The following is a 23576-nucleotide window of genomic DNA, read 5'->3' as shown; positions in this document are numbered from 1 at the left end:
AAAGACATACAAAAAGAGCGGCCGATGGCCGCTCTTTTCGCGTCGGAGTTCGATGCTTACTGCTGCGCCGCCTTGCGCTTGCGCGACACCGCACCCGCCGCCAGCAGGGCGATGCCGAACAGGGCGATCGAGCCCGGCTCCGGCACTTCTTTCACTTCGGCCAGCTTGAACTGGCCATTCGTACCGAGGAAGAAGTACTCGCCCGGACGATTGCGATAGGTTCCGGTGGTGCAGCCTGGGCCGTTGAAGCCGGCGAACTGGCAGGCCACTTCGCTCACCAGGCGCTTGGTCGGCGAGCCGACCGTGTTGGCGTTGGTGAAGGCGAAAGCCAGGACCGAGGAAGTCGACAGGTCGCGGCCGGCGCTGTTGAAGAAGTACCCGGCGTCGAGCTTGCCCGGTGCCGCTTCGGCAAAGACGCTGACCTGCCCGTTGCGCACCGGGCTGCCCTTGGCATCGACCAGTCCGCCGCCGCCCTCCAGCACGTTGAACTCGGCGATCATCTCGCCCAGATTGGCCCCGTAGAAGCCGTCCGTGCCGGCGTACTTGTCATTGACCGGATTCTGGTACATGCGGATGGTGCCGCTGCTGAAGCTGAAGGCGCCGCTGAAGGTGCCGCTGCCGGAGGCCTCGAAGGTGGCCGTGATATTGCCGCCGCGGTATTTCAGCGGGAACAGTTTGCCGTTGCTGTCCGCCTGAATGATGTTGAACACGGCGGTTTCCTTGAACGAAAAGGAAGTGGCACCGGTCCGGCTCAGCTGGATGAAGGCGTTGCCGTTGATGTCCAGGTATTCGTTGATCTTCTGGCCCGTGGCGAAGCCGCCGCCGACCGGATTGAAGACCCAATTGTTGAGTACTGGCTCGGCCATTGCGGCACCGGTGGAGCCGAGAACGACGGCTGCGGCGCAGATCAGTTGTTTAACAAATTTCATTATTACTCTCTCGACAAAATGTCATGGGGGCAGGGGTACTTTAGGTAAAGCAATCCTCGTGCCTGAAAACATTAGTCTTAAGAATCAATTGATTACAGGAACTTCAATCAAGTCTCGTAAATACATGTAAAAAATCCCGACAAATCGGCATTTCCGGTAAGAACGAAAAATTGTGCAAATGTGTTTGCAAACTGAAATGAACCGTTTTCAGACTTGAAATCTTGTTCTTTCAGAACGCAGCCGCACCGATCGCCCAATAAAAACGCCAGCGCGCAGGCTGGCGTTGTGCAATGGCCAGGGTGACGGCTCAGCCGGTGCGCCCCTGCGTGCACCCGGTCAGCACGCCCTCGAAGGGCGCCGGCGTGGCGCTGATGCGTACGCCATCGTCGGTAATCTCGAAGATGCGGATCTGGCGGCTGTGCTTGCTGCCGCGGACCTTGATGACGGAGATGACCGTGTGCAGTTCGGATTCCCATTCGACGAAACGCTGCATGATGACGGCGTCGACCAGGATCGCGCTGCCGTAGGGGCTGAAGCGCAGTTCGCCGTAGCGGTCTTCCAGCTCGCTGGTCATGACGACGGTGACGCCTTTCGCATTCAGCACCGTCGCCATGCGGTACAGCGACTCGCGGAAGTCGTCGCGGTACTCGGGCGAGAGGGCCATCTCGAAACCGGTCAGCGAATCGAGCACCAGGCGGGTGGCCTTGCGCGCGTCGATCTCGTTCATCAGTTCATACAGGATCTCGTCGATCGACACGTCGAGCGCACGGACCGTCACCATGCCGACCTGGCCGGCGTCGACCATGGCCTTCAGCTTGGGATTCATGATCTGATCAGGCGCGCGCTCGAACAGGGCCACCACGCCGGTTTCGCCGTTTTGCGCACCTGCATCCAGGAATTCGGTGGACAGGATGCTCTTGCCGGAACCGGCCGGGCCGACCAGCAGCACCGAGTAGCCGGGCGGGATGCCGCCCCCGAGCATCTCGTCGAGGACCGGCACGCCCGAGGACAGGCGCTCGCTCGTGGCCAGCGGTGCGGGACGCTGCGGCGCCATTTCCGGAATGATGCGCGGGAACACCTGGACGCCGCCGCGGTCGATGCGGAAGGCGTGCAGGCCCGAGCGCTGCTTCTGGCCACGCATCTTGACCACCTGGATCTTGCGCGACATCGCGTTGCGTTCCACGTGCTGGGTCAGCCAGAAGATGCCGTCGGCCACGGTGAAGATCGGGTTCTGGTCCGCTTCCTCGGCCAGGTATTCGCCGATCAGGAAACTGGTCGCGTTCCAGCTGGTCATGTGCGACACCAGGCGCTGCACGAAGATCTGCAGCGCCGCCGCTTCCTGCTGGTCGCCGCGCGCGCCCTGGATGAAGGAGCGGAAGGAATCGAAGAACACCAGCGCCGGCGCATGCTGGCGCACCGCCTCCAGGATCTCGGTCAGCACGACATCGTAGTTGCCCTTTTCGACCGAGGCGGCCAGGCTGATGAAGTTGACTTCGTTGCCTATCTTGTCGAAGTCAAAGAAATCGAACTGTTGCTGGTAGCGCAGCATCTTGACCGGCGGCTCGCCCATGGCGGTAAAGAAAAGCGCCTTGCGCTGGGGCGTTGCCATGCCGAACATCATCTGCTGGGCGAAGGTGGTCTTGCCGCTGCCGGGCGCGCCGCCGATGATGTTGAACGATAACTCGGGCAGGCCGCCACCAAGGATGGTGTCGAGTCCAGGGACGCCACTGTCCAGCACGCGCAGGTCGATTTTGTCGGTCATGCCGTTTTCTCCAAAGTATTCTTTTTGGCATCGTCGTCGGGAAAGGCCGCATGCAGCAGGCGTACGGCCAGCTGCATGCCGATCAGGTCGGCCAGCGCGGATGTGAACGTTTCCAGCAGGGCGCGATTGGCTGCCGCGATGTCGTCCGGGGAACGCGCGTCGAGACTGGGTGCAAAGCGTGCGAAGGCGGCCTGCTCGGCGTCGGGCGCGAGCTGGGGCAGCCAGGGGAAGGCGGGGTGCCGCGCCGCCAGGCTGCGCGCGAACATCAGTTCCGTGCTCAGGGGGCCGAGCAGGGGTGCGAGTTTGCGAAACAGCGTACGCCACACGTGCAGCGCCGCCTCCGCAGTCGCGGGACCATCGTCGGGTGTGAGCCTGCCGGTCATCTTCACGAGCAGCTCGGTCGGTATGGGCATCAGCGTTCAGCAGTCATGAGCAAAGGCACGCCGACCGGCAATCGGCCGCCACGTTCCGGCCGGTGGATAGATGATGTCAATGCATGTTCTATCCGATCGGCGCTAGACCGGATCGTTCGCGCAGGCCTGGCTGAGGGGAAGCTGCAGGCGCACTTCGGTGCCGTGTCCGCGCGCACCGCTCACGACCAGGTGGCCGCGGTGGGCGGCGACGCGCTCGACCAGGTCGAGCAGGCCGAAGCTGTTCGGCTTGCGCGGCGCGGCCTGGTCGAAGCCGATGCCGTTGTCGGTGATCGTCATGGCCAGCGTGCCGGCCCCGGTCTCGAGCTGCACGATGACCCGGCTGGCCAGCGAATGCCGGCACACGTTGTTCAGCGCTTCCTGCAACACCCGGTGCACGGTCAGCACTTCCTCTTCGTTCAGCACCAGCTCGCCCAGCCCGGGATGGGCGCGCAGGTCGTAGGCGATGCCGCTGGCGCGCGAGAACTTGCGCAGTTCCATTTCGATGGTCGCCAGCAAGCCGAGTTCGAGGCAGGCCGGCCGCAATTCTCCCAGCAATTCCTTCACCGAGCGCAGCGTGACGTCGACATTGTCGAGCGCGGCGCCGATGCGGTCGCGCAGGCGGTAATGCTTGCCGGTCGTTTGCTGGTGCATCATGACGATGTCCATGCGTAGCGCCAGCAGGTTCTGGGCCAGCGAATCATGCAGGCGGCGGGAAATCTGCTTGCGTTCGTCCTCGCGTGTGGCGTGCTGGTGCGCGAGCAGGTCGTGCAGTTTCTGTTCCGATTGGCGCAGGGCGATTTCGGCCCGCTCGCAGGCAAAGATTTTTTCCACCAGGGCCTGGTTGACCAGCATCTGGTCCTGGGTCAGGCGCAGCATCGGCGCTTCGCGCTCGTCGTCGACAGCGAGCCCGTCATGCGCGTCGTGTGATTCAGGCTGCCTGGATTGGCGCTGGCCATGCGCCTCGCTGCTGCGGCCGGATGGTGTTGTAGGCATGATCGAAAGCAGTTTGGCTGGCTGCGGAGAACGCTTTGACACGAATAGCTGGCTGCGAAACGCTAAGCCAGATTCAGCGGCCGAGTCAACAAAAAGAAGCGATCTGCAAACAATTCAAGACCTTCGGACTGTTGCAGTAGCGCCGCCGGGACATCCCAATAGGAGTTTGAACCTCGCCGCGCCCTTTGGTTCACGCATGGGCAGCGTCGATTTCTCCTGTGCCGGCGCCGGCATGCTCCTACATCAGGATCACGTCGTACTGTTCCTGGTGGTAACCTTTTTCCACCTGCAGCGAAATCTTCTTGCCGATGAAGTCGCCCAGCATCGCCAGGTGCTGCGACTCTTCTTCGAGGAATAGGTCCACCACTTCCTGCGAGGCCAGGATGCGGAATTCGCGCGGATTGAACTGCTTCGCTTCGCGCAGCAGTTCGCGCAGGATCTCGTAGCAGATCGTGCGCGAGGTTTTCACCTGCCCCTTGCCGGCGCAGGCCGGGCAGGGCTCGCACAGGATGTGGGCGAGCGATTCGCGCGTGCGCTTCCTCGTCATTTCGACCAGACCCAGGGCCGAGAAGCCGCTCACCGACACCTTGGTACGGTCGCGTGCCAGCGTCTTCTTCAGCTCGGCGAGCACGGCGTTGCGGTGCTCGTTGTTTTCCATGTCGATGAAGTCGAGGATGATGATGCCGCCCAGGTTGCGCAGGCGCAGCTGGCGCGCGATCGCGTGCGCCGCTTCCAGGTTGGTTTTAAAGATCGTATCCGCGAAATTGCGGCCGCCCACATACCCGCCGGTATTCACGTCGATGGTCGTCATCGCCTCGGTCTGGTCGACGATCAGGTAGCCGCCGCTCTTGAGGTCGACGCGCCGGCCCAGCGCGCGCAGGATTTCTTCCTCGACCCCATAGAGGTCGAACAGCGGCCGCTCGCCCGTGTAATGCTGCAGGCGCGCCAGCACGCTCGGCGTGTAGATTTTGGCGAACTCGACGAGCATGGCGTGGTTTTCGCGCGAATCGACCTGGATCGTCGCCGTCTCGTCGTGCACGAAATCGCGCAGCACGCGCTGGGCCAGGTTCAGGTCCTGGTACAGCAGGCTCGTGGCCGGACGGGTACGCGCGCCGTGCTGGATCGCGCCCCAGGTCTTGCGCAGGTAATCGATGTCGGCGGCGAGGTCGGAATCGAGCGCTTCCTCGGCCTGGGTGCGCACGATGTAGCCACCCTTTTCTTCGGGCGGCAGCAGGCCCGCCATGCGCGTGCGCAGCAGTTCGCGGTCGGCTTCCTTCTCGATCTTTTGCGAGATGCCGATGTGGTTGTCCTGCGGCAGGTAGACCAGCATGCGTCCGGCGATCGAGATCTGGGTCGACAGGCGCGCGCCCTTGGTGCCGATCGGATCCTTGATCACCTGCACCGTCAGCACCTGGCCGTCGTACAGCAGCTTTTCGATGGGCGTGGGCGGCGTGTTCGAATTGTCGTGCGGGCGCGCTTCCCAGATGTCGGCGACGTGCAGGAAGGCCGCGCGCTCGAGGCCGATGTCGATGAAGGCCGACTGCATGCCCGGCAGCACGCGCACGACCTTGCCCGAATAGACGTTCCCGGCCAGTCCGCGCGTCAGCGTGCGCTCGATATGCAACTCCTGCACCGCGCCCTGCAGGACCAGCGCCACGCGCGTTTCCTGCGGGGTGATATTGATGAGGATGTCTTCGTTCATGAGCGCTGCGCCGGGGAATATTGTTCAGAGTGTCATGATACACGCTGGGGTGTGGCGCGTGGAGAGGCGGCCACCGCCGCCGGGTCATCTTCGGGGCAGGCGTAAACGGCAACGCCGGCCGCGTTGGCGGCCGGCGCGCAGGGAAGGCGCCTGTAAAACAGGCTTAGTTGAATTCCGGCTGGGCGACCAGGCTAGGCTGGGCAGCGGCGTCGATGCGGAACTCGACCCTGGCGCTGGCTTCGGCGATATGCCCGAGCAGGGTATGGATGAGGGTGGCCAGGCCCGACATCTCGAGCGCTTCCTCGATCGTCACCAGCACGCTGTAGGTCATGTTTTCGCCATAGGCTTCGATATATTTGCCATCGAGCAGTTCCATGCCGATGCAGCCGCCGACGTACAGCGCACCGGCGAACAGCAGCCAGCGGCGCGTCGTGGCCGGCAGGCGCAGCAGGAATTTCAGGAAGAACAGGGCCAGCGCGCACACGCCGAGGATGCCCGGCACGACCCAGCCGAAATAGAACACGCCCAGGTTGGTATTGCCCATCAGCTGGCGCATCGGCGCGACCATCTGCTCGTGGACCTGGAAGGCTTCGTCGTAGCCGAGGAAAACGAAACCGGCGGCCAGCGCGAACCAGTAGCGGCTGTCGTTCTTTTCGCGTTCGCGGCTGGCCAGGCCGATCACCACCAGCAGCACGGCTGCCAGCGCGGCCAGCAGCACCGTGAAGAAGGTGGGAATGTTACGTTCGCCGTCCACATTGAACAGATGCACCAGGCCATACACGTAATCGTGTCCGAACTCGAAGCGGGCAATCTGTCCCAGCAGGCTGGCGGCCACCAGCAGGGCGATCACGGTTGCGAGCGCATGCGCAATCGCATGGCGATTGATTGAAATTTGATAGTTTGACATCCAAGCCCCTTTGATTTTTTTGGGCTGTCACCGCTCGGACGAGACCTCGGCCAGTCGTCTCGCATTACACGAGATCGATGACAGCTTTATGACAAGAAGCATACGAGTGCGGCCGCGCGCACGATATCGAATGTTAAAAAAATATATTTATATTTTTGCAATCGATGCGCGGACGCCACAGTCGTGCCTGCTTGGCGCGCAAGGCGCTGGTAAAAACGGAAAAGGGAAGGCGACGCAGCCGCGCTTGCGGCTGTTCAGGGTGCACGGACAAGGCGCCGTTGCGGCGCCCTGGCCTGAATCAGATGACGACGCCGGCCTTGCGCAGCAGCGCGGCCGTTTCGAACAGGGGCAGGCCCATGATGCCCGAGTGGCTGCCTTCGATGTGCTCGATGAACAGCGCGCCCAGGCCCTGGATGCCGTAGGCGCCGGCCTTGTCGTAGGGTTCCGGCGTGGCGCAATAGGCGCGGATGGCCTGCGGCGTGAGTTTGGTAAACCGCACGTTCGACACCTGCGTCACGTGTTCGGCCATGTCGGTGAAGTGCACGGCGACCGTGGTCAGGACCTGGTGGGTGCGGCCCGACAGGCGTTCCAGCATCGCTGCCGCCTCGGCCGGGTCGGCCGGTTTGCCGAGGATCTCGTCGTCCACCGTGACGGTCGTGTCGGCCGTCAACACCGGGCGCAGCGGCTGGCGGCGCTGCTGCAGCACGCGCCAGGCGAAAGCGCCTTTTTCGAGCGCCACGCGCACCACGTAATCGTGGGCCGGCTCGCCCGGGTGCACGTCTTCGGTGACGTCGACGGCGCCGCGCGCAGGGTCGCTGCGCAGCATCAGCAGGTCGAAGTCCACGCCGACCTGGCGCAGCAGTTCCCGCCGCCGCGGGCTTTTCGAGGCGAGGTAGATTTTCTTGTCGAGGACTTTCATAAGATAAATGCCGTCAGACGCGGTGGTACGGATGGTTCTGGGTAATGGTCCAGGCCCGGTAGAGCTGCTCCGCCAGCATGACCCGTACTACCCCGTGCGGCAAGGTCATGCTGGAAATACGGATCAGACCTTCGGCCCGGGCCTTGAGTTCCGGATCGAGGCCGTCGGCGCCGCCGATCAGAAAGGCGGTGTCGCGGCCATCCTGCTGCCAGGCCTGCAATTGCTGGGACAGGCCGACGCTGGTCAGGTCCTTGCCGCGCTCGTCGAGCGCGATGATGCGTACGCCTTTCGGCAGTGCCGCCTCAATGCGCTCGCGTTCGAGCGCCATCGCGGTGGCGGCCGTCTTGCTGCCGGACCGTTCGACCGGCTTGATTTCCTTGAGCACGATGCGCAGCTCGGGCGGCATGCGCTTCGTGTACTCGGCGAAGCCGGTTTCGATCCAGGCCGGCATTTTATGGCCGACCGCGGCGATGATCAGTTGCATTGAAACTCAGCTGGAAAATTACTCTGCAACCTTCTTGGTAACGCGCTTGATGACCTTCTTGGCCGGTGCGGCGCCTTCGGCTGCGGAGGCAACTTTCGGCGTGCGCTTCGGCGGCTTGGCCTTGGTCGCCTCGACGGCGGCGATCTCGGTCTTGCTGGGGGCGACGCGCACGGTCTTGCCGACGGCTTTCGCTGCCGCTTTCTTCGCAGGCGCTTTCGCAGCGGCAGTCTTGGTCGCTGCGGCCTTCTTCGCAGCAGGCTTGCGCTCGTTGACCGGCTTGACTTCCGGCGCATCCTGGTTCGCCGCCAGGTGCTTCGATTTCGTTTTCGGCTCGGCAGCTTCCGCCGCTTCCGGGGTCGACTTGCGCTTGGCCGCGCCCAGCTTGACCGGCTTCTCGCCCCAGATTTCCTCGAGGCGGTAGTACTGGCGGATCGCCGGCTGCATGATGTGGACGATCATGTCGCCCAGGTCGACCAGCACCCATTCACCGGTGTCCTCGCCTTCCATGCCGACGACGTCGCCGCCTGCTTCCTTGACCTTGTCGCGCACCGAGGCGGCCAGCGCCTTCGTCTGGCGGTTCGACGTACCCGAAACGACCGCAATCCGGTCGAACAGGCTGGTCAGCCCGGTCGTGTCGAACAGCATGATCTCCTGGCCCTTGACGTCTTCGAGGGCGTCGACGACGACCGTTTGCAGTTTTTTGATATCCATTAGTTCTTGTATAAATGATGTTGTTGAATATAGTCTAGCACTACCGACGGCACCAGCGAGTTCACGTCTGTACGCGGCTCGCCCGCTCCGTGCAGCAGGGCGCGTACCTGGGTAGCCGAGATGTCGACCGCCAGGGTATGCGCCAGGCACACCAGGCCGGCAGCCGTGGTGCGCACTTGTTCGGGCGGCGCCAGCCGCGGCGCCAGTTCACGCGCTACCGCCGGCGGCAGCGCTTGTTGATCCAGGGTGTAGCCCGGCCGCGCCGCCACCCCGATGTTGGCCAGTTCGAACAGCTGCTGCCATTCGCGCCAGCTGTCGAGGTTTTGCAGCTGGTCGGCCCCCATCAGGAAGACGATCGACGCCTGCGGCCCCAGTTCCGCGCGCAAGCCGCGCAGGGTCTCGACCGTATAGGTGGCCGTACCGCGCACCAGTTCACGCTGGTCGATTACGACCGGCAAGCCGGTGTCTTCGAATGCCCGTTCCAGCATCGCCACGCGGTCGTCGTCGCTGGCCTGCAGCGACGCTTTTTGCCAGGGTTTCGCAGGCAGCACGCGCAGCTCGCTCGGCTGCAGCAGCGCGCAGAACAGCCGCGCCAGCGCGACGTGGCCGTGGTGGACAGGATCGAAGCTGCCCCCGAGCAGGGCGATGCATGCGGTCACGCATTTACTCACTGCGTAGCCAGTCGCGGTGCGGCAGGAAGTCCGAATACAGCACCGCTTCAGGGCTGCCCGGTTCCGGATGCCAGTCGTAGCGCCATTTTACGATCGGCGGCAGCGACATCAGGATCGCCTCGGTGCGTCCGCCCGACTGCAAGCCGAAATGGGTGCCGCGGTCCCACACGAGGTTGAACTCGACATAGCGGCCGCGGCGGTAGGCCTGGAAGTCGCGTTCGCGTTCGCCGTAAGGCGTGTCCTTGCGGCGCTCCAGGATCGGCAGATAAGCGTCGAGGAAGGCGTCGCCGGCGCTGCGCACCATGGCGAAGGCTTCGTCGAAAGGCAGCTCGTTGAAGTCGTCGAAGAAAATGCCGCCGACCCCGCGCGCTTCCTTGCGGTGTTTAATATAAAAGTACTCGTCGCACCACTTCTTGAAGCGCGGGTACAGGCCCTCGCCGTAGGGCGCGAGCGCATCGTGGCAGACCTGGTGGAAGTGGCGGGCGTCGTCGATGTTGCCGTAGTAGGGCGTCAGGTCCATGCCGCCGCCGAACCACCAGACCGGGTCTTTCCCTTCGGCCGTGGCTTCGAAGAAGCGCACGTTCATGTGCACCGTCGGCGCGTAGGGATTACGCGGGTGCAGCACCAGCGACACGCCCATCGCTTCCCAGGCGCGGCCGGCCAGCTCGGGACGGCTTGCCGCCGCCGACGGCGGCAGGTTGGTCCCGGTCACGTGCGAGAAATTCACGCCGCCGCGTTCCAGCACATTGCCTTCCTCGATCAGGCGCGAGATCCCGCCGCCGCCTTCCGGGCGTTCCCAGCTGTCGCGCAGGAAAGGCTTGCCGTCCACCGCTTCCAGTCCCGCGACGATGCGTTGCTGCAGGTCGAGCAGCCAGGCTTTGATGGCGGATGGGGAGGGCGTGGACATTGAAATGCGTGGTGACGGAAAAATAAGTGGGGGATTGTACACTGCGCCGCAGTGCGAATGGTGTAAACGCGTGGAGTCGGGACTCCACCCTACCGTAGGGTGGAGTCCCGACTCCACGCATTACAACGCTTCCGAAATCGAAACGCGCTTATTTGACTCCACGCCACCCGATGTCACGCCGGAACTGCGCACCATCGAAACGGATCTTGTCGACGCCCTCGTAGGCCTGCTTCTGCGCCATCTTGACGCTGTCGCCCAGCCCCACGACGCACAGCACGCGCCCGCCATTGGTCTGCAGCGTGCCGCCCACCACCTGGGTGCCGGCATGGAAGGTCACGCACTCAGGCGTCTCGGCCGGGATGCCTTCGATGGCGTCGCCCTTGCGCGGGCTGTCCGGATAACCGGCGGCTGCCATCACCACACCGACTGCCGTGCGGCGGTCCCATTCGAGTTCGACCTGGTCGAGCGTGCCGTTGCAGGCGTGTTCCAGCACCGTCACGTAGTCGCTTTTCAGGCGCGCCATGATCGGCTGGGTTTCCGGGTCGCCCATGCGGCAGTTGAATTCCAGCGTACGCGGATTGCCGTCGGCATCGATCATCAGGCCGGCGTACAGGAAGCCGGTGAACTGGATGCCGTCCTTGGCCATGCCCTGGATGGTCGGGTTGATGATCTCGCGCATCACGCGCGCATGCATCGCCGGAGTCACGATCGGCGCCGGAGAATAGGCGCCCATGCCGCCCGTGTTCGGGCCCTGGTCCTGGTCCTTCAGGCGCTTGTGGTCTTGCGAGGTGGCCATCGGCAGGACGTGCTTGCCGTCGCACATGACGATGAAGCTGGCTTCTTCGCCGGCCAGGAATTCCTCGATCACGATGCGCGCGCCGGCGTCGCCGAAGGCGTTATCGGACAGCATGTGGTCGACCGCCGCATGCGCTTCCTCGAGCGACATGGCGACAACGACGCCTTTGCCTGCCGCCAGGCCGTCGGCCTTGATGACGATCGGCGCGCCGTTGGCGTCGACGTAGGCGTGGGCTTGCGCGGCATCCGAGAAACTCTGGTACTTCGCGGTCGGGATGCCGTGGCGCTGCATGAAGGCCTTGGCGAAGTCTTTCGAGCTTTCCAGTTGCGCCGCTTCGCGCGTGGGCCCGAAGATTTTCAGGCCGCGTGCGCGGAACAGGTTGACGATGCCGGCGGCCAGCGGGGCTTCCGGGCCGACCAGGGTCAGCGCGATGTGTTCGGCCACGACGAAATCGGCCAGCGCGGCCGGGTCCGTGATCTCGACATTCACCAGGCGCGAGTCGGCGGCGGTGCCGCCGTTGCCCGGCGCGACGTACACCATCTGGACGCGTTCGGATTGGGCCAGTTTCCAGGCCAGGGCGTGTTCGCGGCCACCGGAGCCGACTACCAGGATCTTCATGGGGCGCAAGCCTTATTCTTCGATGACGGCGTTGGTATAGATTTCCTGCACGTCGTCCAGGTTTTCCAGCGCGTCGAGCAGTTTCTGCATCTTGATCGCGTCTTCGCCGGTAAACACGGTCTCGGTTGCAGGCTTCATGATGACTTCGGCCACCTCGGCCTTGAAGCCGGCCTTTTCCAGTGCATCCTTGACGCTCGAGAAGGCGAACGGATCGCACAGCACTTCGAAGCCGCCTTCCTCGTCCTGCACCACGTCATCGGCGCCGGCTTCCAGCGCCGCTTCCATCAGCTTGTCCTCTTCCACGCCCGGCGCGAACAGGAACTGGCCGGTGTGCTTGAACATGAAGGCGACCGAACCCTCGGTACCCATGTTGCCGCCGAACTTGCTGAAGGCATGGCGCACTTCGGCCACGGTACGCACGCGGTTGTCGGTCATGCAGTCGACGATGATCGCCGCGCCGCCGATGCCGTAGCCTTCGTAGCGGATCTCTTCGTAGTCCACGCCTTCCAGGCTACCCGAGCCACGCTGGATCGCGCGCGTGACGTTGTCCTTCGGCATGTTGGCGTCGGCCGCCTTGTCGACCGCCAGGCGCAGGCGCGGGTTGGCGTCGATATCGCCGCCGCCCATGCGTGCGGCGACCGTGATTTCCTTGATCAGTCGGGTCCAGATCTTGCCGCGCTTGGCGTCAGTGGCGGCTTTCTTGTGCTTGATGTTGGCCCATTTGCTGTGTCCAGCCATGTCGAGAATTCCTTAGACGGTATGCAAGAGTGGCCGACATTTTAACATGCGCACCCGCCCGCCAAGGCCCCATCGCCCTTATGGAAACAGCAACAGTGTCCCCCACGCAACAAGCACCAGGCCGCTGATACAGGCCACCACGGGGCCGCGCGGCAGCAGCTTTTCGGCCAGTATCAGGCCCGCCAGGGCGAGCAGGGCACCCAGGTTGGTCACCCCGGCGGCGAACAGCAGCAGCATCAGCAGCCAGCAGCAGCCGATGCAATGCAGGCCGTGCGTAATACCCATGCCCAGCGCGCCCGGCAGGCCCGGCCGCCAGCCCGCCACGACAAAGGAGAGCGGCGCCCGGCAGTGCTGCAGGCAGCGGTGCTTGGCCGGCGTCCACTGGTAGGTTCCGGCCGCGACCAGGGCCAGGCCGCAGACGCTCGGGTTGACGATGGCCATGCCGGCGTCGAGCGCGCCGGCGTCGTGCAGCGCCCATTGCGCCAGCGTGGCGACGGCGCCGAAGCCGCTCCAGGCGGCCAGGTAGCCGAGGACGAAGAAGAAGGTGCCGATGTTCGGGAAGCGCACCGTCTGCGCCAGCCGGTTGATGCGGGCGAACAGCAGGATGACCGGCGTGGCTGCCGGCAGGGTGATCGCCGACAGCATCGCACCCCACATCGCCAATAGCAGCAGCAGTTCCGGCGCGCGGTAGGGCAGCGGGGCCGCGCCGAGCCCATTGTCGGGCAGTGGGCCGGCCGGGAGCACGACCGGCTCGAGCGTGGCGATGCGCAGGGCGCGAAACACGAGGCAGGCCCAGCAGAGCGCCACCAGCATCGCCAGGCAGGCGATGACGAGCGGGCGTTCGCGGCCGGGCTGGGTGTCGACGCGGATCAGGGCCGTCATCCAGGTGCTCCCCGGCCGGGCAGCCGCCCCATGCTCCAGTTCAGCATTGTTCCTCCTCGTTGATCGAGATTGCCGAGGTTGGACCGGCGGCGCGCCCTTGCGTTCCAGGCCCCTGCCGAGCTCGATTCCGTACGACGACGTACAATCGTCGGATGAGCCAGCCTGAATCCGCCGCCACTGCCCCCTCCCTGCCACGTCCGGCCTATATCGCCGGCCTCGCGATCGCGATTGGCGGTGCGGTCTTGTTTTCGACGAAGGCCGTGGTCGCCAAACTGCTGTACCGATACCACATCGATGCAGTGACATTGATCGCGTTCAGGATGCTGTTCTCGCTTCCGGTGTTTGCTGCCGTCGCGCTCTGGAAGATGCGCACCGAAGCGCCGCTCAGCCCGGCGGACCGCTGGCGCATCACCGGGCTCGGCCTGATCGGCTATTACCTGTCGAGCTACCTGGATTTCCTCGGCCTGCAATACATCTCGGTCGGCCTCGAGCGGCTGATCCTGTTCCTGACGCCGACCTTCGTGCTGGTGATCACGGCCACGTTCTTCAAACGCCGCATCGGCGCGGCCGAGTGGGGCGCGCTGGCGCTGTCGTATTGCGGCATCGTGCTGGTCTTCCTGCACGACCTGGCCGGCGGCGAAGCGGCCAATACCATCCTCGGTGCGCTGTTCGTGCTCGGCTCGGCGCTCAGCTACGCTTTTTACCTGCTCGGCTCGGGCGAGATGGTGCGCCGCATCGGTTCGCTGCGCCTGGTGGCCTATGCGATGTGCGTTTCCAGCGTGGCCTGCCTGGCGCAATTCTTCATCCTGCGGCCTGTCGAATTGCTGGTGCAGCCGCTGCCCGTGTATGGCCTCTCGCTCGTGAACGGCGTTTTCTGTACTATCCTCCCGGTGTTCATGACCATGGCGGCGGTGCAGCGCATCGGCGCGGCGACCGCCTCGCAGGCCGGCATGATCGGCCCGGTGTCGACGCTGTTCCTGGGCTTCCTGGTGCTGGGCGAGCCGCTCACGGCGGTGCAGCTGCTCGGCACCGGCCTGGTGCTGGCGGGCATTGCGCTGCTGTCCCTGAAAAAATAGGAAAGAGACCATGAAACCACGCATCGCCCTCATCGCCCACGACAAGAAGAAGGACGACATGATCGCCTTCGCCGGCGAATACCGCGACTTCCTGGCCGGCTGCAACCTGGTCGCCACCGGCACCACGGGTTCGCGCCTGATCAACGAGCTCGGCTTGGCCGTCGAATGCATGCATTCCGGCCCCTTCGGCGGCGACCTGCAGATCGGCGCCCGCCTCGTCACCGGCGAGATCGATTGCGTGATCTTCCTGCGCGATCCGATGACGCCGCAGCCGCACGAACCCGACATCAACGCCCTGGTGCGCGCCTGCGACGTCCACGACGTCGCCTGCGCGACCAACGTATCCACGGCCCGGCTGGTACTGGGCCGCCTCATCTCAACCAATAGGGAGACCACAGCATGATGGCCAAGGCAATCCGCATGACCCGCACCGGCGGGCCCGAAGTACTGGAATACGTCGACGTCGAGGTGGGCGAACCGGGCCCCGGCGAGGCGCGCGTGCGCCAGCATGCGATCGGCCTGAACTTCATCGACGTGTATTTCCGTACCGGCCTGTACCCGATGCCCTTGCCTTCGGGCCTGGGCCAGGAAGGAGCGGGCGTGGTCGAGGCGGTGGGCGAGGGCGTGACCCACGTGCAGCCGGGCGACCGCGTCGCCTATGCCGGTCGTCCGAACGGCGCCTATAGCGAATTGCGCACGATGCCGGCCGACATTCTCGTGAAACTGCCGGATGGTATCGACTTCGAGACCGGCGCGGCCATGATGCTGCAGGGCCTGACGGTCCAGTACCTGTTCCATGGCACGTACCAGGTACAGCCGGGCCAGACCATCCTGTTCCATGCGGCCGCCGGCGGCGTCGGCCTGATCGCCTGCCAGTGGGCGCGGGCGCTCGGCGTGAACCTCATCGGCACCGTCGGGTCCAAGGAAAAGGCGGAGCTGGCGCTGGCGGCGGGCGCCGCCCACGTGATCAACTACAACGAGGAAGACATCGTGGCGCGCGTGCTGGAGATCACCGGTGGCAAGAAGGTGCCGGTCGTCTACGACTCGGTCGGCAAGGACACCTTCATCCGCTCGCTCGACTGCCTGCAGCCGCGCGGCTTGATGGTCAGCTTCGGCAATTCCTCGGGCGCCGTGCCGCCGTTCTCGATGAACGAGCTGGCTTCGCGCGGCTCGCTCTACATCACGCGGCCTTCTCTGGCGGCGTATGTGTCCACCCGTCCGGAGCTGGAAGAGCGCGCGGACGACCTGTTCCGCATGGTCGAGAGCGGCAAAGTGAAGATCGACATCCGCCAGCGCTTCCCGCTGGCCGACGCCCCCGCCGCCCACACCGCGCTCGAGGCGCGCCGCACCACCGGCTCGACCATCCTGCTGCCATGAGGGAGTTCAGCGACGATAACGAGCCGCAGGAGCCGGACACGGTCGGCGCGCCGAAGTTCGGGCGTTTGTTGATTGTGTTGCTGCTGGCGGTGTTGCTGATTATTGTGATTACGTTTGCTTCCGAGGCGTATTTTTCGTAGCGTGGGCGCTCCGCGCCCACGCGGTACGCACGTCTCCGTTCACCGTAATCGGTAAATTGTCGCCCGCGCGGCATCCAAAAAAACGATCGCATACCGTTCGAATGTTTGCCGATTTCGCGAGCGGTGATTCGCGGCCGCGGGTGAATGGATACGCCCGTACCGCGTGGGCTCGGAGAGCCCACCCTACGTTACGCAACCGCCGCAGGAATAAAAAATGCCGGCTTCTCGCCGGCATTTGATTTAACCATCCTTGCGCTGCAACTCGATCCGCCGCGCCTGGCCATTCGGCCCCGGGAATCCCGTAAACGCACTCTGCACCAGCGCCGGCATCACCACGGGCGTCGACAGCTCGCGGCTCATGTTATGCACGGTAACGTCGAACAGGCGTTTGTCCGTCTTGTCCTTGATCGACACCTGCAGCTCGCGCCGGTACTGGTGCTCGATCGAGACCTCGTAAGACGGGAAAGGGCTCCAGAACGGATCGTAGAACGGGTGGTACCAGCCCGCTAGGCGGCCGCGCGGACCGAAGCGCGAATAGTAGCGCGGGCCGAAACGGTAGTAGGGGTAGTCGTAGAACATCGGCGTCACCGGCTGGATCACGCGCACCGGCACGTCGGTGGTGGTGAAGCGCATGCCGACCTTCAGCGCGGCCGCCCCCGTGTTGGCCTCGTTGAAGCCGAGCTGGGCCAGTTGCCCGCGCACCAGGTTCTGGTAGCTCTGGTATTCCAGCGTATTGTCGAAGCTCGGCGGCGCCTCGAAGACATAGCTCTTGTCCTCGAGCTGGGCCGGCCACTGGTGGAAGGTCGTCACGTCCGAGCGGATGGTGCTGGCACACCCGCCCAGCAACAGCGCCGTGAGCGCCATGCCTGCTGCAATCAAGCGTTTCATTTCGTTTTCTCTCCGATTTTTTAGATGGTCTTTGCCTAGCGTCAGACTGCGCCTTTTCATCAATTTTCGCAGATTAATTTACACCTGGTTACCCTCTGCACATGCGGACACATTTCGCCACACCGAAATCGCGCGTGCCCGGTGAAATCTTGTTGGTAAAATAAGGCCCCTTCTTCGACTGTATTTTTCGGACAATCCCATGCGCACCGACACGCCCCAGACGATTTACAGGAAAGATTACACCCCGCCCAGCTACCTCGTGGACACCGTCGAGCTCGGCTTCGACCTCGATCCCGCGCGCACCATCGTCGCCAACCGGATGACGCTGCGGCGCAATCCCGACAGCGCCCAGCGCGAAATCGAGCTCTACGGCGAGAACCTGGAACTGGTGGCGCTGCGCATGAACGGCAACACCCTGAGCGAACAGGATTACCGCATCGAAGGCAGCCTGCTGACCATTCCCGACACCCCGGAAGAGGTCACGCTCGAGATCGAGACGATCTGCGTGCCGGAACAGAACACCACCCTGAACGGCCTGTACACCTCGAACGGCAGTTTTTATACCCAGTGCGAGGCCGAAGGCTTCCGCGCGATTACTTATTTCCCGGACCGTCCGGACGTCATGGCCGTCTTCACCGTCATGCTGCGCGCCGACAAGGACAAGTATCCGGTGCTGCTGTCGAACGGTAACCTGGTCGAAGAGGGCGATCTCGGCGACGGCCGCCACTACGCCAAGTGGGAAGACCCGTTCAAGAAGCCGTCTTACCTGTTCGCGCTGGTTGCCGCGCGCCTGGTCTGCCAGGAAGAAACTTTCCGCCTGGCCGACGGCCGTGACGCCCTGCTGCAGGTCTGGGTGGAAGAGGGCAACCTCGACAAGACCGACTACGCGATGCAGTCGCTGAAGAACAGCATCCGCTGGGACGAGGAGCGCTGGAACCTCGAACTCGACCTGGACCGCTTCATGATCGTCGCCGTCGGCGACTTCAACATGGGCGCGATGGAAAACAAGGGCCTGAACATCTTCAACACGAAGTTCGTGCTGGCCAATCCGCGCGTCGCCACCGACATCGACTTCCAGGGCATCGAAGCCGTGGTCGGCCACGAATACTTCCACAACTGGACCGGCAACCGCGTGACCTGCCGCGACTGGTTCCAGCTGTCGCTGAAGGAAGGCCTGACGGTGTTCCGCGACCAGGAATTCTCGGCCGACATGATCGGCACCGAGACCGGCCGTGCCGTCGGCCGCATCGACCAGGTGCGCACCTTGCGCCAGGCCCAGTTCCCGGAAGACGCGGGCCCGATGGCCCACCCAGTGCGTCCCGACTCGTTTGTCGAAATTAATAACTTTTATACGGTGACCGTGTACGAGAAGGGCGCCGAAGTCGTGCGCATGTACCAGACCCTGCTGGGCCGCGACGGCTTCAGAAAGGGCATGGACCTGTATTTCGAGCGCCATGACGGCCAGGCCGTCACCTGCGACGATTTCCGCCGCGCCATGGCTGATGCGAACGGCCGCGACCTCTCCCTGTTCGAGCGCTGGTACAGCCAGGCCGGCACCCCGGTCGTGCGCGCCGAAACCCGCTACGACGACATTGCCCGTACCTATACGATCACCTTCTTCCAGTCCTGCCCGGCAACCCCTGGCCAGACCAGCAAGTTCCCCTTCCACATTCCGATCGCCGTCGGCCTGCTGGGCGCCGATGGGCGCGACCTGCCGCTCACCATCGGCGGCGAGCATCTCGGCAGCACCACCGTGCTGGAGCTGACGGAGAGCGAGCAAACCTTTGTCTTCGAGAACGTACCGGAGCAGCCGACCCCGTCGATCCTGCGCGACTTTTCCGCACCGATCATCCTCGACTACAACTATGGCGACGCCGACCTGCTGCACCTGTTCAATCACGACAGCGATGCCGTGAACCGCTGGGAAGCCGGCCAGCGCCTGGCCATGGGCCGCTTGCTGAAACTGACGGGCGAAGCCGGCGTCGGCGCGCCCCTGATGCTGGACGACACCTTCCTGCTGGCGATGGGCAAGATGCTGAGCGACGAGACGCTCGACCCTTCCTTCCGCGAACAGGCGCTGCTGCTGCCCTCGGAAGGCATGGTGGCCGAGCAGATCGAGGTCGTGAACCCGCTGTCGATCCACCTGGCGCGCCAGTTCATGCGCGCCAACATCGGCGCCCGCCTGCGCACGGAATTGCTGGCGCAGTACGAAGCGAACCAGACCCCGGGCGAGTACAGCCCGGATGCGCTGTCGATCGGCAAGCGCGCCCTCAAAAACCTGTGCCTGGCCTATCTGACCGCGGCGCAGGACGAAGAGGGCCTGGCGCTGGCCCAGAAGCAGTTCGACGAAGCCGGCAACATGACCGACCGCGTCGCCGCGCTGAGCGCGCTGATCCACGCCCGCGCACCGGGCGCGGATGCGGCCCTGCAGCGCTTCTACGATGAATTCGAGGACGAAGCCCTGGTCATCGACAAATGGTTCATGCTGCAGGCCTCCGCCGCAACCACCGACGTGGCCGCCGTGCGCGGCCTGATGCGCCATCCGGCATTCAACCTGCGCAACCCGAACCGCGCGCGCAGCCTGATTTCCAGTTTCTGCGCCGGCAACCCGGTGCAATTCCACGCCCCGGACGGCAGCGGCTATGCCTTCTGGGCCGAGCAGGTGATCACGCTCGACGGCCTGAACCCGCAAGTGGCGAGCCGCCTGGCCCGCGCGATGGACCGCTGGCGTCGTTACACGCCGGAGCTGCAGGAGCATATGAAGAAGGCGCTGCAGCAGGTCGCCGGCCAGCAACGCCTGTCGAACGACGTGCGCGAAGTGGTCGGCAAGGCTCTGGCCAATTAATTACAAGTATTCAATCCAAAAAGGAAGTTCATGAAACGCGTCAGTCTCACGCAACACCTCGTGGAAGAGCAACGCCTCCACAACACCATCCCGGCCGAGCTGCGCCTCCTGATCGAGGTCGTGGCCCGCGCCTGCAAGCGCATCAGCTACGAAGTCAGCAAGGGCGCGCTGGGCGACATCCTCGGCAGCGCCGACACCGAGAACATCCAGGGCGAAGTCCAGAAGAAGCTGGACGTGATCTCGAACGAGATCCTGCTGGAAGCGAACGAATGGGGCGGCCACCTGGCGGCGATGGCGTCGGAAGAGATGGAAAGCATCCACCCGATTCCGAACCGCTATCCGAAGGGCGAATACATGCTGCTCTTCGATCCGCTGGACGGCTCCTCGAACATCGACGTCAATGTCTCGATCGGCACCATCTTCTCGGTGCTAAAGGCGCCGGAAGGCATGGGCGAGCCGACCGAAGAAGCCTTCCTGCAGCCGGGCACGGCGCAGGTGGCCGCCGGCTATGCCGTCTACGGCCCGCAGACCATGCTGGTGCTGACCACCGGCGACGGCGTGCACTGCTTCACGCTCGACCGCGAAATGGGTTCGTGGGTCCGCACCCAGAGCAATATGCAGATCCCGACCTCGACGAAAGAGTTCGCGATCAACATGTCGAACAAGCGTCACTGGCACCCGCCGGTGCAGCGCTATGTCGACGAAATGCTGGCCGGTAAGACTGGTGCGCGCGCCAAGGATTTCAATATGCGCTGGATCGCCTCGATGGTTGCCGATGTGCACCGCATCCTGAACCGCGGCGGCGTCTTCATGTATCCGGCCGACATGCGCGACCCTTCGCAGCCGGGCAAGCTGCGCCTGATGTACGAAGCGAACCCGATGGCGATGATCGTCGAACAGGCCGGCGGCGCCGCCACCGACGGCACCCAGCGCATCATGGAGATCCAGCCTTCGAAACTGCACCAGCGTGTGCCGGTCTTCCTCGGTTCGAAGGAAGAAGTCGAGCTGGTCACCCGCTATCACGCTGAGTAAGTAATATTTTGGCAAATTCCTGGTGAAATTGCCGAGTCGGACTAGCAAGTTCGCCGGGTTGTTTGCTAGAATACGGCTCTTCGTCGGGATCGCCCGGCGTAGAGCCGCTGTAGCTCAGTCGGTAGAGCAGCGCATTCGTAATGCGAAGGTCACCAGTTCGATTCCGGTCAGCGGCACCAAGGATTTACAAAAAAGCCCAGCTTCACGCTGGGCTTTTTTTTCGTCCGGCGCTTTTTCGCCAGTTTTTCTGTATCCAGCGAGATCTTGCTCGCAGTCCGTTTTAATTTCCTCTATTCACTGAAACACCGCGCAACGGGCGCTATTTCGCGCCGAACGTCCCCGATCCGGTGTCTCTGTTAGTCAACGCACGGTCCCGCTACCCCAGACGTTATATTTTTTGTATCGCGATGCGGTAACCCGACAGCTGCAATCGTGCGGTACGCCTCAGTGGCGTACTCTTGCAAAACGGGTTGCGAAAGTGACGTGGCTGGTTGAGGAACTTTTGAGCTTGCCCGAGGTCGTCGATGCAAATCATTGACCGAAGGCATGATCCGATTGATCCATTGATGTAGCGCAGTTCATTTTCGCGCCTCCGTTTTGTTTCGAGCGGAATCGAGGAAGAATGTGGTGGGGTCGGGTACCGGTCTATTCCGCGTTGGTCTACATTTTACAAGGACAAAAGTCATGGATAATCAGAAGTCGAGCGAGGGAAAAGGCGTTGACGCCAGCAAAAGCGGCAACAGCATGGGCAAGGACGACAAGTCGAGCAGCCTGAACAAGAGCAGCAGCGGCTCCTCGGGCAGCCTGTCGGGCAGCTCGTCGCAGAGCGCGAGCCCATCCACGGGTTCGAGCAGCGGCGCCAGCAATGCCAGCAGCTCCGGCAACATGGGCTCGAGCGCAGCGGGCAGCAGCGGCGGCATGAGTGGTTCGTCGAGCGGCGCGAGCGGCTCGTCGTCGATGGGATCGTCGTCGGTCGGTTCGTCGTCGAGCTCGGGCTCGTCGAACTCCACCATCACGGGTTCGTCGCTGTCCGGTTCGGCCAACACCGGTTCGTCGGGTGCATCGGGCGGCGCGTCGAGCGCAGGTTCGTCGGGCGCGCAGGGCGGCTCGTCGAGCGCAGGTTCGTCGGGCGCGCAGGGCGGCTCGTCGAGCGCTGGTTCGTCTGGCGCCATGGGCAGCTCGTCGTCGGGCTCGTCGGGCTCGTCGTCGGGCACCGGCGCACTGGGCAGCTCGTCCGTCACGGGCGGTTCGGGTTCGACTGGCGGTTCGTCGTCCTCGGGTGCGCAGGGCGGTTCGACCGGAGCCAGCTCGGGCAGCGATTCGTCCTCGAGCCAGGGCATGATGGCCTCGATGAAGCCGGAAGAGATGCACAAGTCGATCGACAAGGCCGCCGAGGCAGCCCAGCCGATGGTCGAGCGCGTCGTGTCTTCGGCTCACGCCGGCGTCGACAAGCTGAGCGGCCTGCTCAGCGGCGCATCGGAACAGTTCAGCAACCGTTCCGCGCAAATGAACGACACCTACCAGCAACTGGCTGATTCGGGTCGCGAATACGTGCGCAACAAGCCGGGCACCGCCGTGGCAATCGCCCTGGGCGCCGGCTACATCCTGGCCAAGCTGCTCGGCGGCAGCCGTCGTCGCGACTACTGATCGGTAGCGCTTCTCCGGAAATCCCGGCCGACACGACGCTCGGCCGGGGTCCGGTTCCAATAACAATAATCCGAGGGTAAATTATGCAAGCTCAATCAACGAGTTCGGCTGCGCACGTCCCTACGCAGGGTGTCGATGCGGTCGAAGCGGCGCGCTCAGGCGTTTCCTGGGGCGCGATCCTGGCCGGCGCGGCGGCAGCGACGGCGCTGTCGCTCGTCCTGTACCTGCTGGGCTCCGGCCTCGGCCTGTCGGCCGCGTCCCCGTGGTCCGACAACAGCGGCGTGGCCTTCGGCATCGGCGCCATCCTCTGGCTCACGCTGACCCAGCTGGCGGCCTCGGCCATCGGCGGCTACATGGCGGGACGCCTGCGCACCAAGTGGACGAGCCTGCACACCGACGAAGTCTATTTCCGCGATACCGCACATGGCTTCCTGACCTGGGCCGTGTCGACCATGCTGGCTGCCGCCCTGTTCTCGGGCGTGATCGCCAAGATGACGGGAACCGCGGTCGACGCCGGCGCCGGCGTGGCCAAGGCGACCATGGCCAGCGGCGCAGCGGCCACTGCGGCAGCGGCCAAGGACAACGGCGACAGCGCCGGCGGCAATCCGCTCGACTATTTCTCGGACATGATGCTGCGCACCGACAAGCCCGACACGACCGGCGGCAGCGCCGACCTGCGCCAGGAAACCATGCGTATCCTCGCCAACAGCGTGAAGAACGGCAGCCTGGCCGCCGACGACCGCGCCTATCTCGCCAGCCGCATCGCCGCCCGTACCGGTCTCGACCAGGCTACGGCCGAGAAGCGCGTCGACGACGTCTATGCCCGCAGCGCCGCTGCCGCCGCGAAAGCCAAGGCCACGGCCAAGGAAGCCGCCGACACCGCCCGCAAGGCGGCTGCCGGTACGGCGCTCTGGCTGACGGTTGCGCTGCTGATCGGCGCTTTTGTGGCCAGCTGGTGCGCCACCCTGGGCGGCAAGCTGCGCGACGGCGTGGCCCATGTGTCCCATCGTTAAATCAAGGAGGACGGTATGCGTTCGATTCTTTTGTGGCTGATCGGGGTTCCGATTCCCATCATCATCCTGCTCGCGCTCATCTTCTGAGCTTTGTGTAGCAAATGAAAACGCCGGCATTCGTGCCGG

Annotated in this window: 24 protein-coding genes and 1 tRNA gene; 9 read left to right on the top strand and 16 right to left on the bottom strand. The window is 64.1% G+C overall.

The genetic code is table 11. The annotated features are described in order from the left end of the window. Positions 1-56: 56 nt before the first annotated feature. The 14 genes from pepA to ACFPQ5_RS17640 all read right to left on the bottom strand — a co-directional run bounded on the left by pepA (position 57) and on the right by ACFPQ5_RS17640 (position 13432). The gene (gene pepA / locus ACFPQ5_RS17705; RefSeq protein ID WP_379758631.1) at positions 57-929 is read right to left on the bottom strand and encodes a flocculation-associated PEP-CTERM protein PepA; all 873 of its coding nucleotides are present in this window, start codon (positions 927-929) and stop codon (positions 57-59) included. Positions 930-1236: 307 nt separating this feature from the next. After that, entirely contained in the window at positions 1237-2691 is a 1455-nt protein-coding gene (locus ACFPQ5_RS17700) for an RAD55 family ATPase (protein WP_379758628.1), read from the bottom strand. Further along, positions 2688-3104 carry a hypothetical protein gene (locus ACFPQ5_RS17695; protein ID WP_379758625.1) on the bottom strand — a complete coding sequence of 139 codons (417 nt, stop codon included), beginning with the start codon at positions 3102-3104 and terminating at the stop codon, positions 2688-2690. Before ACFPQ5_RS17695 ends, ACFPQ5_RS17700 begins: the two co-directional genes overlap by 4 nt. Positions 3105-3206: 102 nt before the next feature. Then, entirely contained in the window at positions 3207-4097 is an 891-nt protein-coding gene (locus ACFPQ5_RS17690; protein ID WP_379758622.1) for a sensor histidine kinase, read from the bottom strand. Positions 4098-4335: 238 nt separating this feature from the next. Continuing rightward, a complete protein-coding gene (gene rng / locus ACFPQ5_RS17685) occupies positions 4336-5799 on the bottom strand; it encodes a ribonuclease G (protein ID WP_379758619.1) in 1464 nt (487 codons plus the stop codon). Positions 5800-5962: 163 nt separating this feature from the next. Then, positions 5963-6706 carry a hypothetical protein gene (locus ACFPQ5_RS17680; protein ID WP_379758615.1) on the bottom strand — a complete coding sequence of 248 codons (744 nt, stop codon included), beginning with the start codon at positions 6704-6706 and terminating at the stop codon, positions 5963-5965. A 298-nt stretch (positions 6707-7004) separates the two neighbouring features. Further along, on the bottom strand, positions 7005-7625 hold the full coding sequence (locus ACFPQ5_RS17675) for a Maf family protein (protein WP_379758612.1): 621 nt from the start codon (positions 7623-7625) through the stop codon (positions 7005-7007). A gap of 13 nt (positions 7626-7638) precedes the next feature. Continuing rightward, entirely contained in the window at positions 7639-8109 is a 471-nt protein-coding gene (gene rlmH, locus ACFPQ5_RS17670) for a 23S rRNA (pseudouridine(1915)-N(3))-methyltransferase RlmH (protein WP_136218855.1), read from the bottom strand. 18 nt (positions 8110-8127) lie between these two features. Beyond that, positions 8128-8820, bottom strand: coding sequence for a ribosome silencing factor (rsfS, locus tag ACFPQ5_RS17665; RefSeq protein WP_379758608.1), 693 nt, complete (start codon positions 8818-8820; stop codon positions 8128-8130). Next, positions 8820-9479: a nicotinate (nicotinamide) nucleotide adenylyltransferase gene (gene nadD / locus ACFPQ5_RS17660; RefSeq protein ID WP_379758604.1), complete on the bottom strand. Its 660-nt coding sequence runs from the start codon at positions 9477-9479 to the stop codon at positions 8820-8822. The genes rsfS and nadD overlap by 1 nt, the downstream gene beginning before the upstream one ends. A 4-nt stretch (positions 9480-9483) precedes the next feature. Continuing rightward, positions 9484-10398 (bottom strand): oxygen-dependent coproporphyrinogen oxidase, encoded by a 915-nt coding sequence (gene hemF / locus ACFPQ5_RS17655; protein ID WP_379758601.1) that lies wholly within the window; start codon positions 10396-10398, stop codon positions 9484-9486. A 148-nt stretch (positions 10399-10546) separates the two neighbouring features. Then, positions 10547-11812, bottom strand: coding sequence for a phosphoribosylamine--glycine ligase (gene purD / locus ACFPQ5_RS17650; protein ID WP_379758598.1), 1266 nt, complete (start codon positions 11810-11812; stop codon positions 10547-10549). A gap of 12 nt (positions 11813-11824) precedes the next feature. Further along, positions 11825-12550 (bottom strand): YebC/PmpR family DNA-binding transcriptional regulator, encoded by a 726-nt coding sequence (locus tag ACFPQ5_RS17645; protein WP_379758594.1) that lies wholly within the window; start codon positions 12548-12550, stop codon positions 11825-11827. Positions 12551-12628: 78 nt separating this feature from the next. Then, on the bottom strand, positions 12629-13432 hold the full coding sequence (locus tag ACFPQ5_RS17640; RefSeq protein WP_379758591.1) for a DUF2182 domain-containing protein: 804 nt from the start codon (positions 13430-13432) through the stop codon (positions 12629-12631). Between the two features lie 152 nt (positions 13433-13584). On the opposite strand from ACFPQ5_RS17640, the gene ACFPQ5_RS17635 reads away from it, so the two are divergent. Genes ACFPQ5_RS17635 through ACFPQ5_RS17620 form a run of 4 tightly spaced genes read left to right on the top strand, consistent with a single transcriptional unit; the run spans position 13585 to position 16025 of the window. Then, entirely contained in the window at positions 13585-14508 is a 924-nt protein-coding gene (locus tag ACFPQ5_RS17635) for a DMT family transporter (protein WP_379758588.1), read from the top strand. Between the two features lie 10 nt (positions 14509-14518). Next, positions 14519-14911, top strand: a complete 393-nt coding sequence (locus ACFPQ5_RS17630) for a methylglyoxal synthase (protein ID WP_379758585.1) — start codon at positions 14519-14521, stop codon at positions 14909-14911. Beyond that, positions 14911-15885, top strand: coding sequence for a quinone oxidoreductase family protein (locus ACFPQ5_RS17625; RefSeq protein WP_379760149.1), 975 nt, complete (start codon positions 14911-14913; stop codon positions 15883-15885). Before ACFPQ5_RS17630 ends, ACFPQ5_RS17625 begins: the two co-directional genes overlap by 1 nt. After that, positions 15882-16025 carry a hypothetical protein gene (locus ACFPQ5_RS17620; protein ID WP_168709999.1) on the top strand — a complete coding sequence of 48 codons (144 nt, stop codon included), beginning with the start codon at positions 15882-15884 and terminating at the stop codon, positions 16023-16025. Before ACFPQ5_RS17625 ends, ACFPQ5_RS17620 begins: the two co-directional genes overlap by 4 nt. 240 nt (positions 16026-16265) lie before the next feature. On the opposite strand, the gene ACFPQ5_RS17615 is transcribed toward ACFPQ5_RS17620, so the two are convergent. Continuing rightward, complete coding sequence (locus ACFPQ5_RS17615) at positions 16266-16913, bottom strand: DUF4136 domain-containing protein (protein WP_379758582.1); 648 nt, start codon at positions 16911-16913, stop codon at positions 16266-16268. 199 nt (positions 16914-17112) lie between these two features. Here ACFPQ5_RS17615 and pepN point away from each other — a divergent pair, with 199 nt between their 5' ends. The 3 genes from pepN (at position 17113) to ACFPQ5_RS17600 (ending at position 20969) form a co-directional block, all read left to right on the top strand. Further along, entirely contained in the window at positions 17113-19758 is a 2646-nt protein-coding gene (gene pepN / locus ACFPQ5_RS17610; RefSeq protein WP_379758579.1) for an aminopeptidase N, read from the top strand. 30 nt (positions 19759-19788) lie between these two features. Continuing rightward, complete coding sequence (locus tag ACFPQ5_RS17605) at positions 19789-20790, top strand: class 1 fructose-bisphosphatase (protein WP_379758576.1); 1002 nt, start codon at positions 19789-19791, stop codon at positions 20788-20790. A gap of 103 nt (positions 20791-20893) precedes the next feature. After that, positions 20894-20969, top strand: a tRNA-Thr gene (locus ACFPQ5_RS17600). A gap of 513 nt (positions 20970-21482) precedes the next feature. On the opposite strand, the gene ACFPQ5_RS17595 is transcribed toward ACFPQ5_RS17600, so the two are convergent. Beyond that, complete coding sequence (locus ACFPQ5_RS17595; RefSeq protein WP_379758573.1) at positions 21483-22130, bottom strand: hypothetical protein; 648 nt, start codon at positions 22128-22130, stop codon at positions 21483-21485. Between ACFPQ5_RS17595 and ACFPQ5_RS17590 the strand changes: the two genes are divergently transcribed. Together ACFPQ5_RS17590 and ACFPQ5_RS17585 are read left to right on the top strand one after the other, a co-directional pair. Next, positions 22129-22437: an ElaB/YgaM/YqjD family protein gene (locus ACFPQ5_RS17590; RefSeq protein ID WP_379758570.1), complete on the top strand. Its 309-nt coding sequence runs from the start codon at positions 22129-22131 to the stop codon at positions 22435-22437. The two genes, ACFPQ5_RS17595 and ACFPQ5_RS17590, sit on opposite strands and share 2 nt — an antisense overlap. Before the next feature lie 83 nt (positions 22438-22520). Further along, on the top strand, positions 22521-23450 hold the full coding sequence (locus ACFPQ5_RS17585) for a hypothetical protein (RefSeq protein ID WP_379758567.1): 930 nt from the start codon (positions 22521-22523) through the stop codon (positions 23448-23450). Positions 23451-23576 lie beyond the last annotated feature (126 nt).

Origin of the sequence: Massilia suwonensis, from assembly GCF_042655665.1 — a bacterium.
In the GTDB taxonomy this organism is placed as follows: domain Bacteria; phylum Pseudomonadota; class Gammaproteobacteria; order Burkholderiales; family Burkholderiaceae_D; genus Telluria; species Telluria suwonensis.
Note: the sequence above shows the minus strand (reverse complement) of the source record. Positions and strands in the feature narration are given on the sequence as shown.

Excerpts from the sequence above, each read along its gene's own strand:
- pepA (WP_379758631.1), bottom strand. The coding sequence starts at position 929 with ATGAAATTTGTTAAACAACTGATCTGCGCCGCAGCCGTCGTTCTCGGC.
- ACFPQ5_RS17700 (WP_379758628.1), bottom strand. The coding sequence starts at position 2,691 with ATGACCGACAAAATCGACCTGCGCGTGCTGGACAGTGGCGTCCCTGGA.
- ACFPQ5_RS17695 (WP_379758625.1), bottom strand. The coding sequence starts at position 3,104 with ATGCCCATACCGACCGAGCTGCTCGTGAAGATGACCGGCAGGCTCACA.
- ACFPQ5_RS17690 (WP_379758622.1), bottom strand. The coding sequence starts at position 4,097 with ATGCCTACAACACCATCCGGCCGCAGCAGCGAGGCGCATGGCCAGCGC.
- rng (WP_379758619.1), bottom strand. The coding sequence starts at position 5,799 with ATGAACGAAGACATCCTCATCAATATCACCCCGCAGGAAACGCGCGTG.
- ACFPQ5_RS17680 (WP_379758615.1), bottom strand. The coding sequence starts at position 6,706 with ATGTCAAACTATCAAATTTCAATCAATCGCCATGCGATTGCGCATGCG.
- ACFPQ5_RS17675 (WP_379758612.1), bottom strand. The coding sequence starts at position 7,625 with ATGAAAGTCCTCGACAAGAAAATCTACCTCGCCTCGAAAAGCCCGCGG.
- rlmH (WP_136218855.1), bottom strand. The coding sequence starts at position 8,109 with ATGCAACTGATCATCGCCGCGGTCGGCCATAAAATGCCGGCCTGGATC.
- rsfS (WP_379758608.1), bottom strand. The coding sequence starts at position 8,820 with ATGGATATCAAAAAACTGCAAACGGTCGTCGTCGACGCCCTCGAAGAC.
- hemF (WP_379758601.1), bottom strand. The coding sequence starts at position 10,398 with ATGTCCACGCCCTCCCCATCCGCCATCAAAGCCTGGCTGCTCGACCTG.
- purD (WP_379758598.1), bottom strand. The coding sequence starts at position 11,812 with ATGAAGATCCTGGTAGTCGGCTCCGGTGGCCGCGAACACGCCCTGGCC.
- ACFPQ5_RS17645 (WP_379758594.1), bottom strand. The coding sequence starts at position 12,550 with ATGGCTGGACACAGCAAATGGGCCAACATCAAGCACAAGAAAGCCGCC.
- ACFPQ5_RS17640 (WP_379758591.1), bottom strand. The coding sequence starts at position 13,432 with ATGACGGCCCTGATCCGCGTCGACACCCAGCCCGGCCGCGAACGCCCG.
- ACFPQ5_RS17635 (WP_379758588.1), top strand. The coding sequence starts at position 13,585 with ATGAGCCAGCCTGAATCCGCCGCCACTGCCCCCTCCCTGCCACGTCCG.
- ACFPQ5_RS17630 (WP_379758585.1), top strand. The coding sequence starts at position 14,519 with ATGAAACCACGCATCGCCCTCATCGCCCACGACAAGAAGAAGGACGAC.
- ACFPQ5_RS17625 (WP_379760149.1), top strand. The coding sequence starts at position 14,911 with ATGGCCAAGGCAATCCGCATGACCCGCACCGGCGGGCCCGAAGTACTG.
- ACFPQ5_RS17620 (WP_168709999.1), top strand. The coding sequence starts at position 15,882 with ATGAGGGAGTTCAGCGACGATAACGAGCCGCAGGAGCCGGACACGGTC.
- ACFPQ5_RS17615 (WP_379758582.1), bottom strand. The coding sequence starts at position 16,913 with ATGAAACGCTTGATTGCAGCAGGCATGGCGCTCACGGCGCTGTTGCTG.
- pepN (WP_379758579.1), top strand. The coding sequence starts at position 17,113 with ATGCGCACCGACACGCCCCAGACGATTTACAGGAAAGATTACACCCCG.
- ACFPQ5_RS17605 (WP_379758576.1), top strand. The coding sequence starts at position 19,789 with ATGAAACGCGTCAGTCTCACGCAACACCTCGTGGAAGAGCAACGCCTC.
- ACFPQ5_RS17590 (WP_379758570.1), top strand. The coding sequence starts at position 22,129 with ATGATGGCCTCGATGAAGCCGGAAGAGATGCACAAGTCGATCGACAAG.
- ACFPQ5_RS17595 (WP_379758573.1), bottom strand. The coding sequence starts at position 22,130 with ATGCCCTGGCTCGAGGACGAATCGCTGCCCGAGCTGGCTCCGGTCGAA.
- ACFPQ5_RS17585 (WP_379758567.1), top strand. The coding sequence starts at position 22,521 with ATGCAAGCTCAATCAACGAGTTCGGCTGCGCACGTCCCTACGCAGGGT.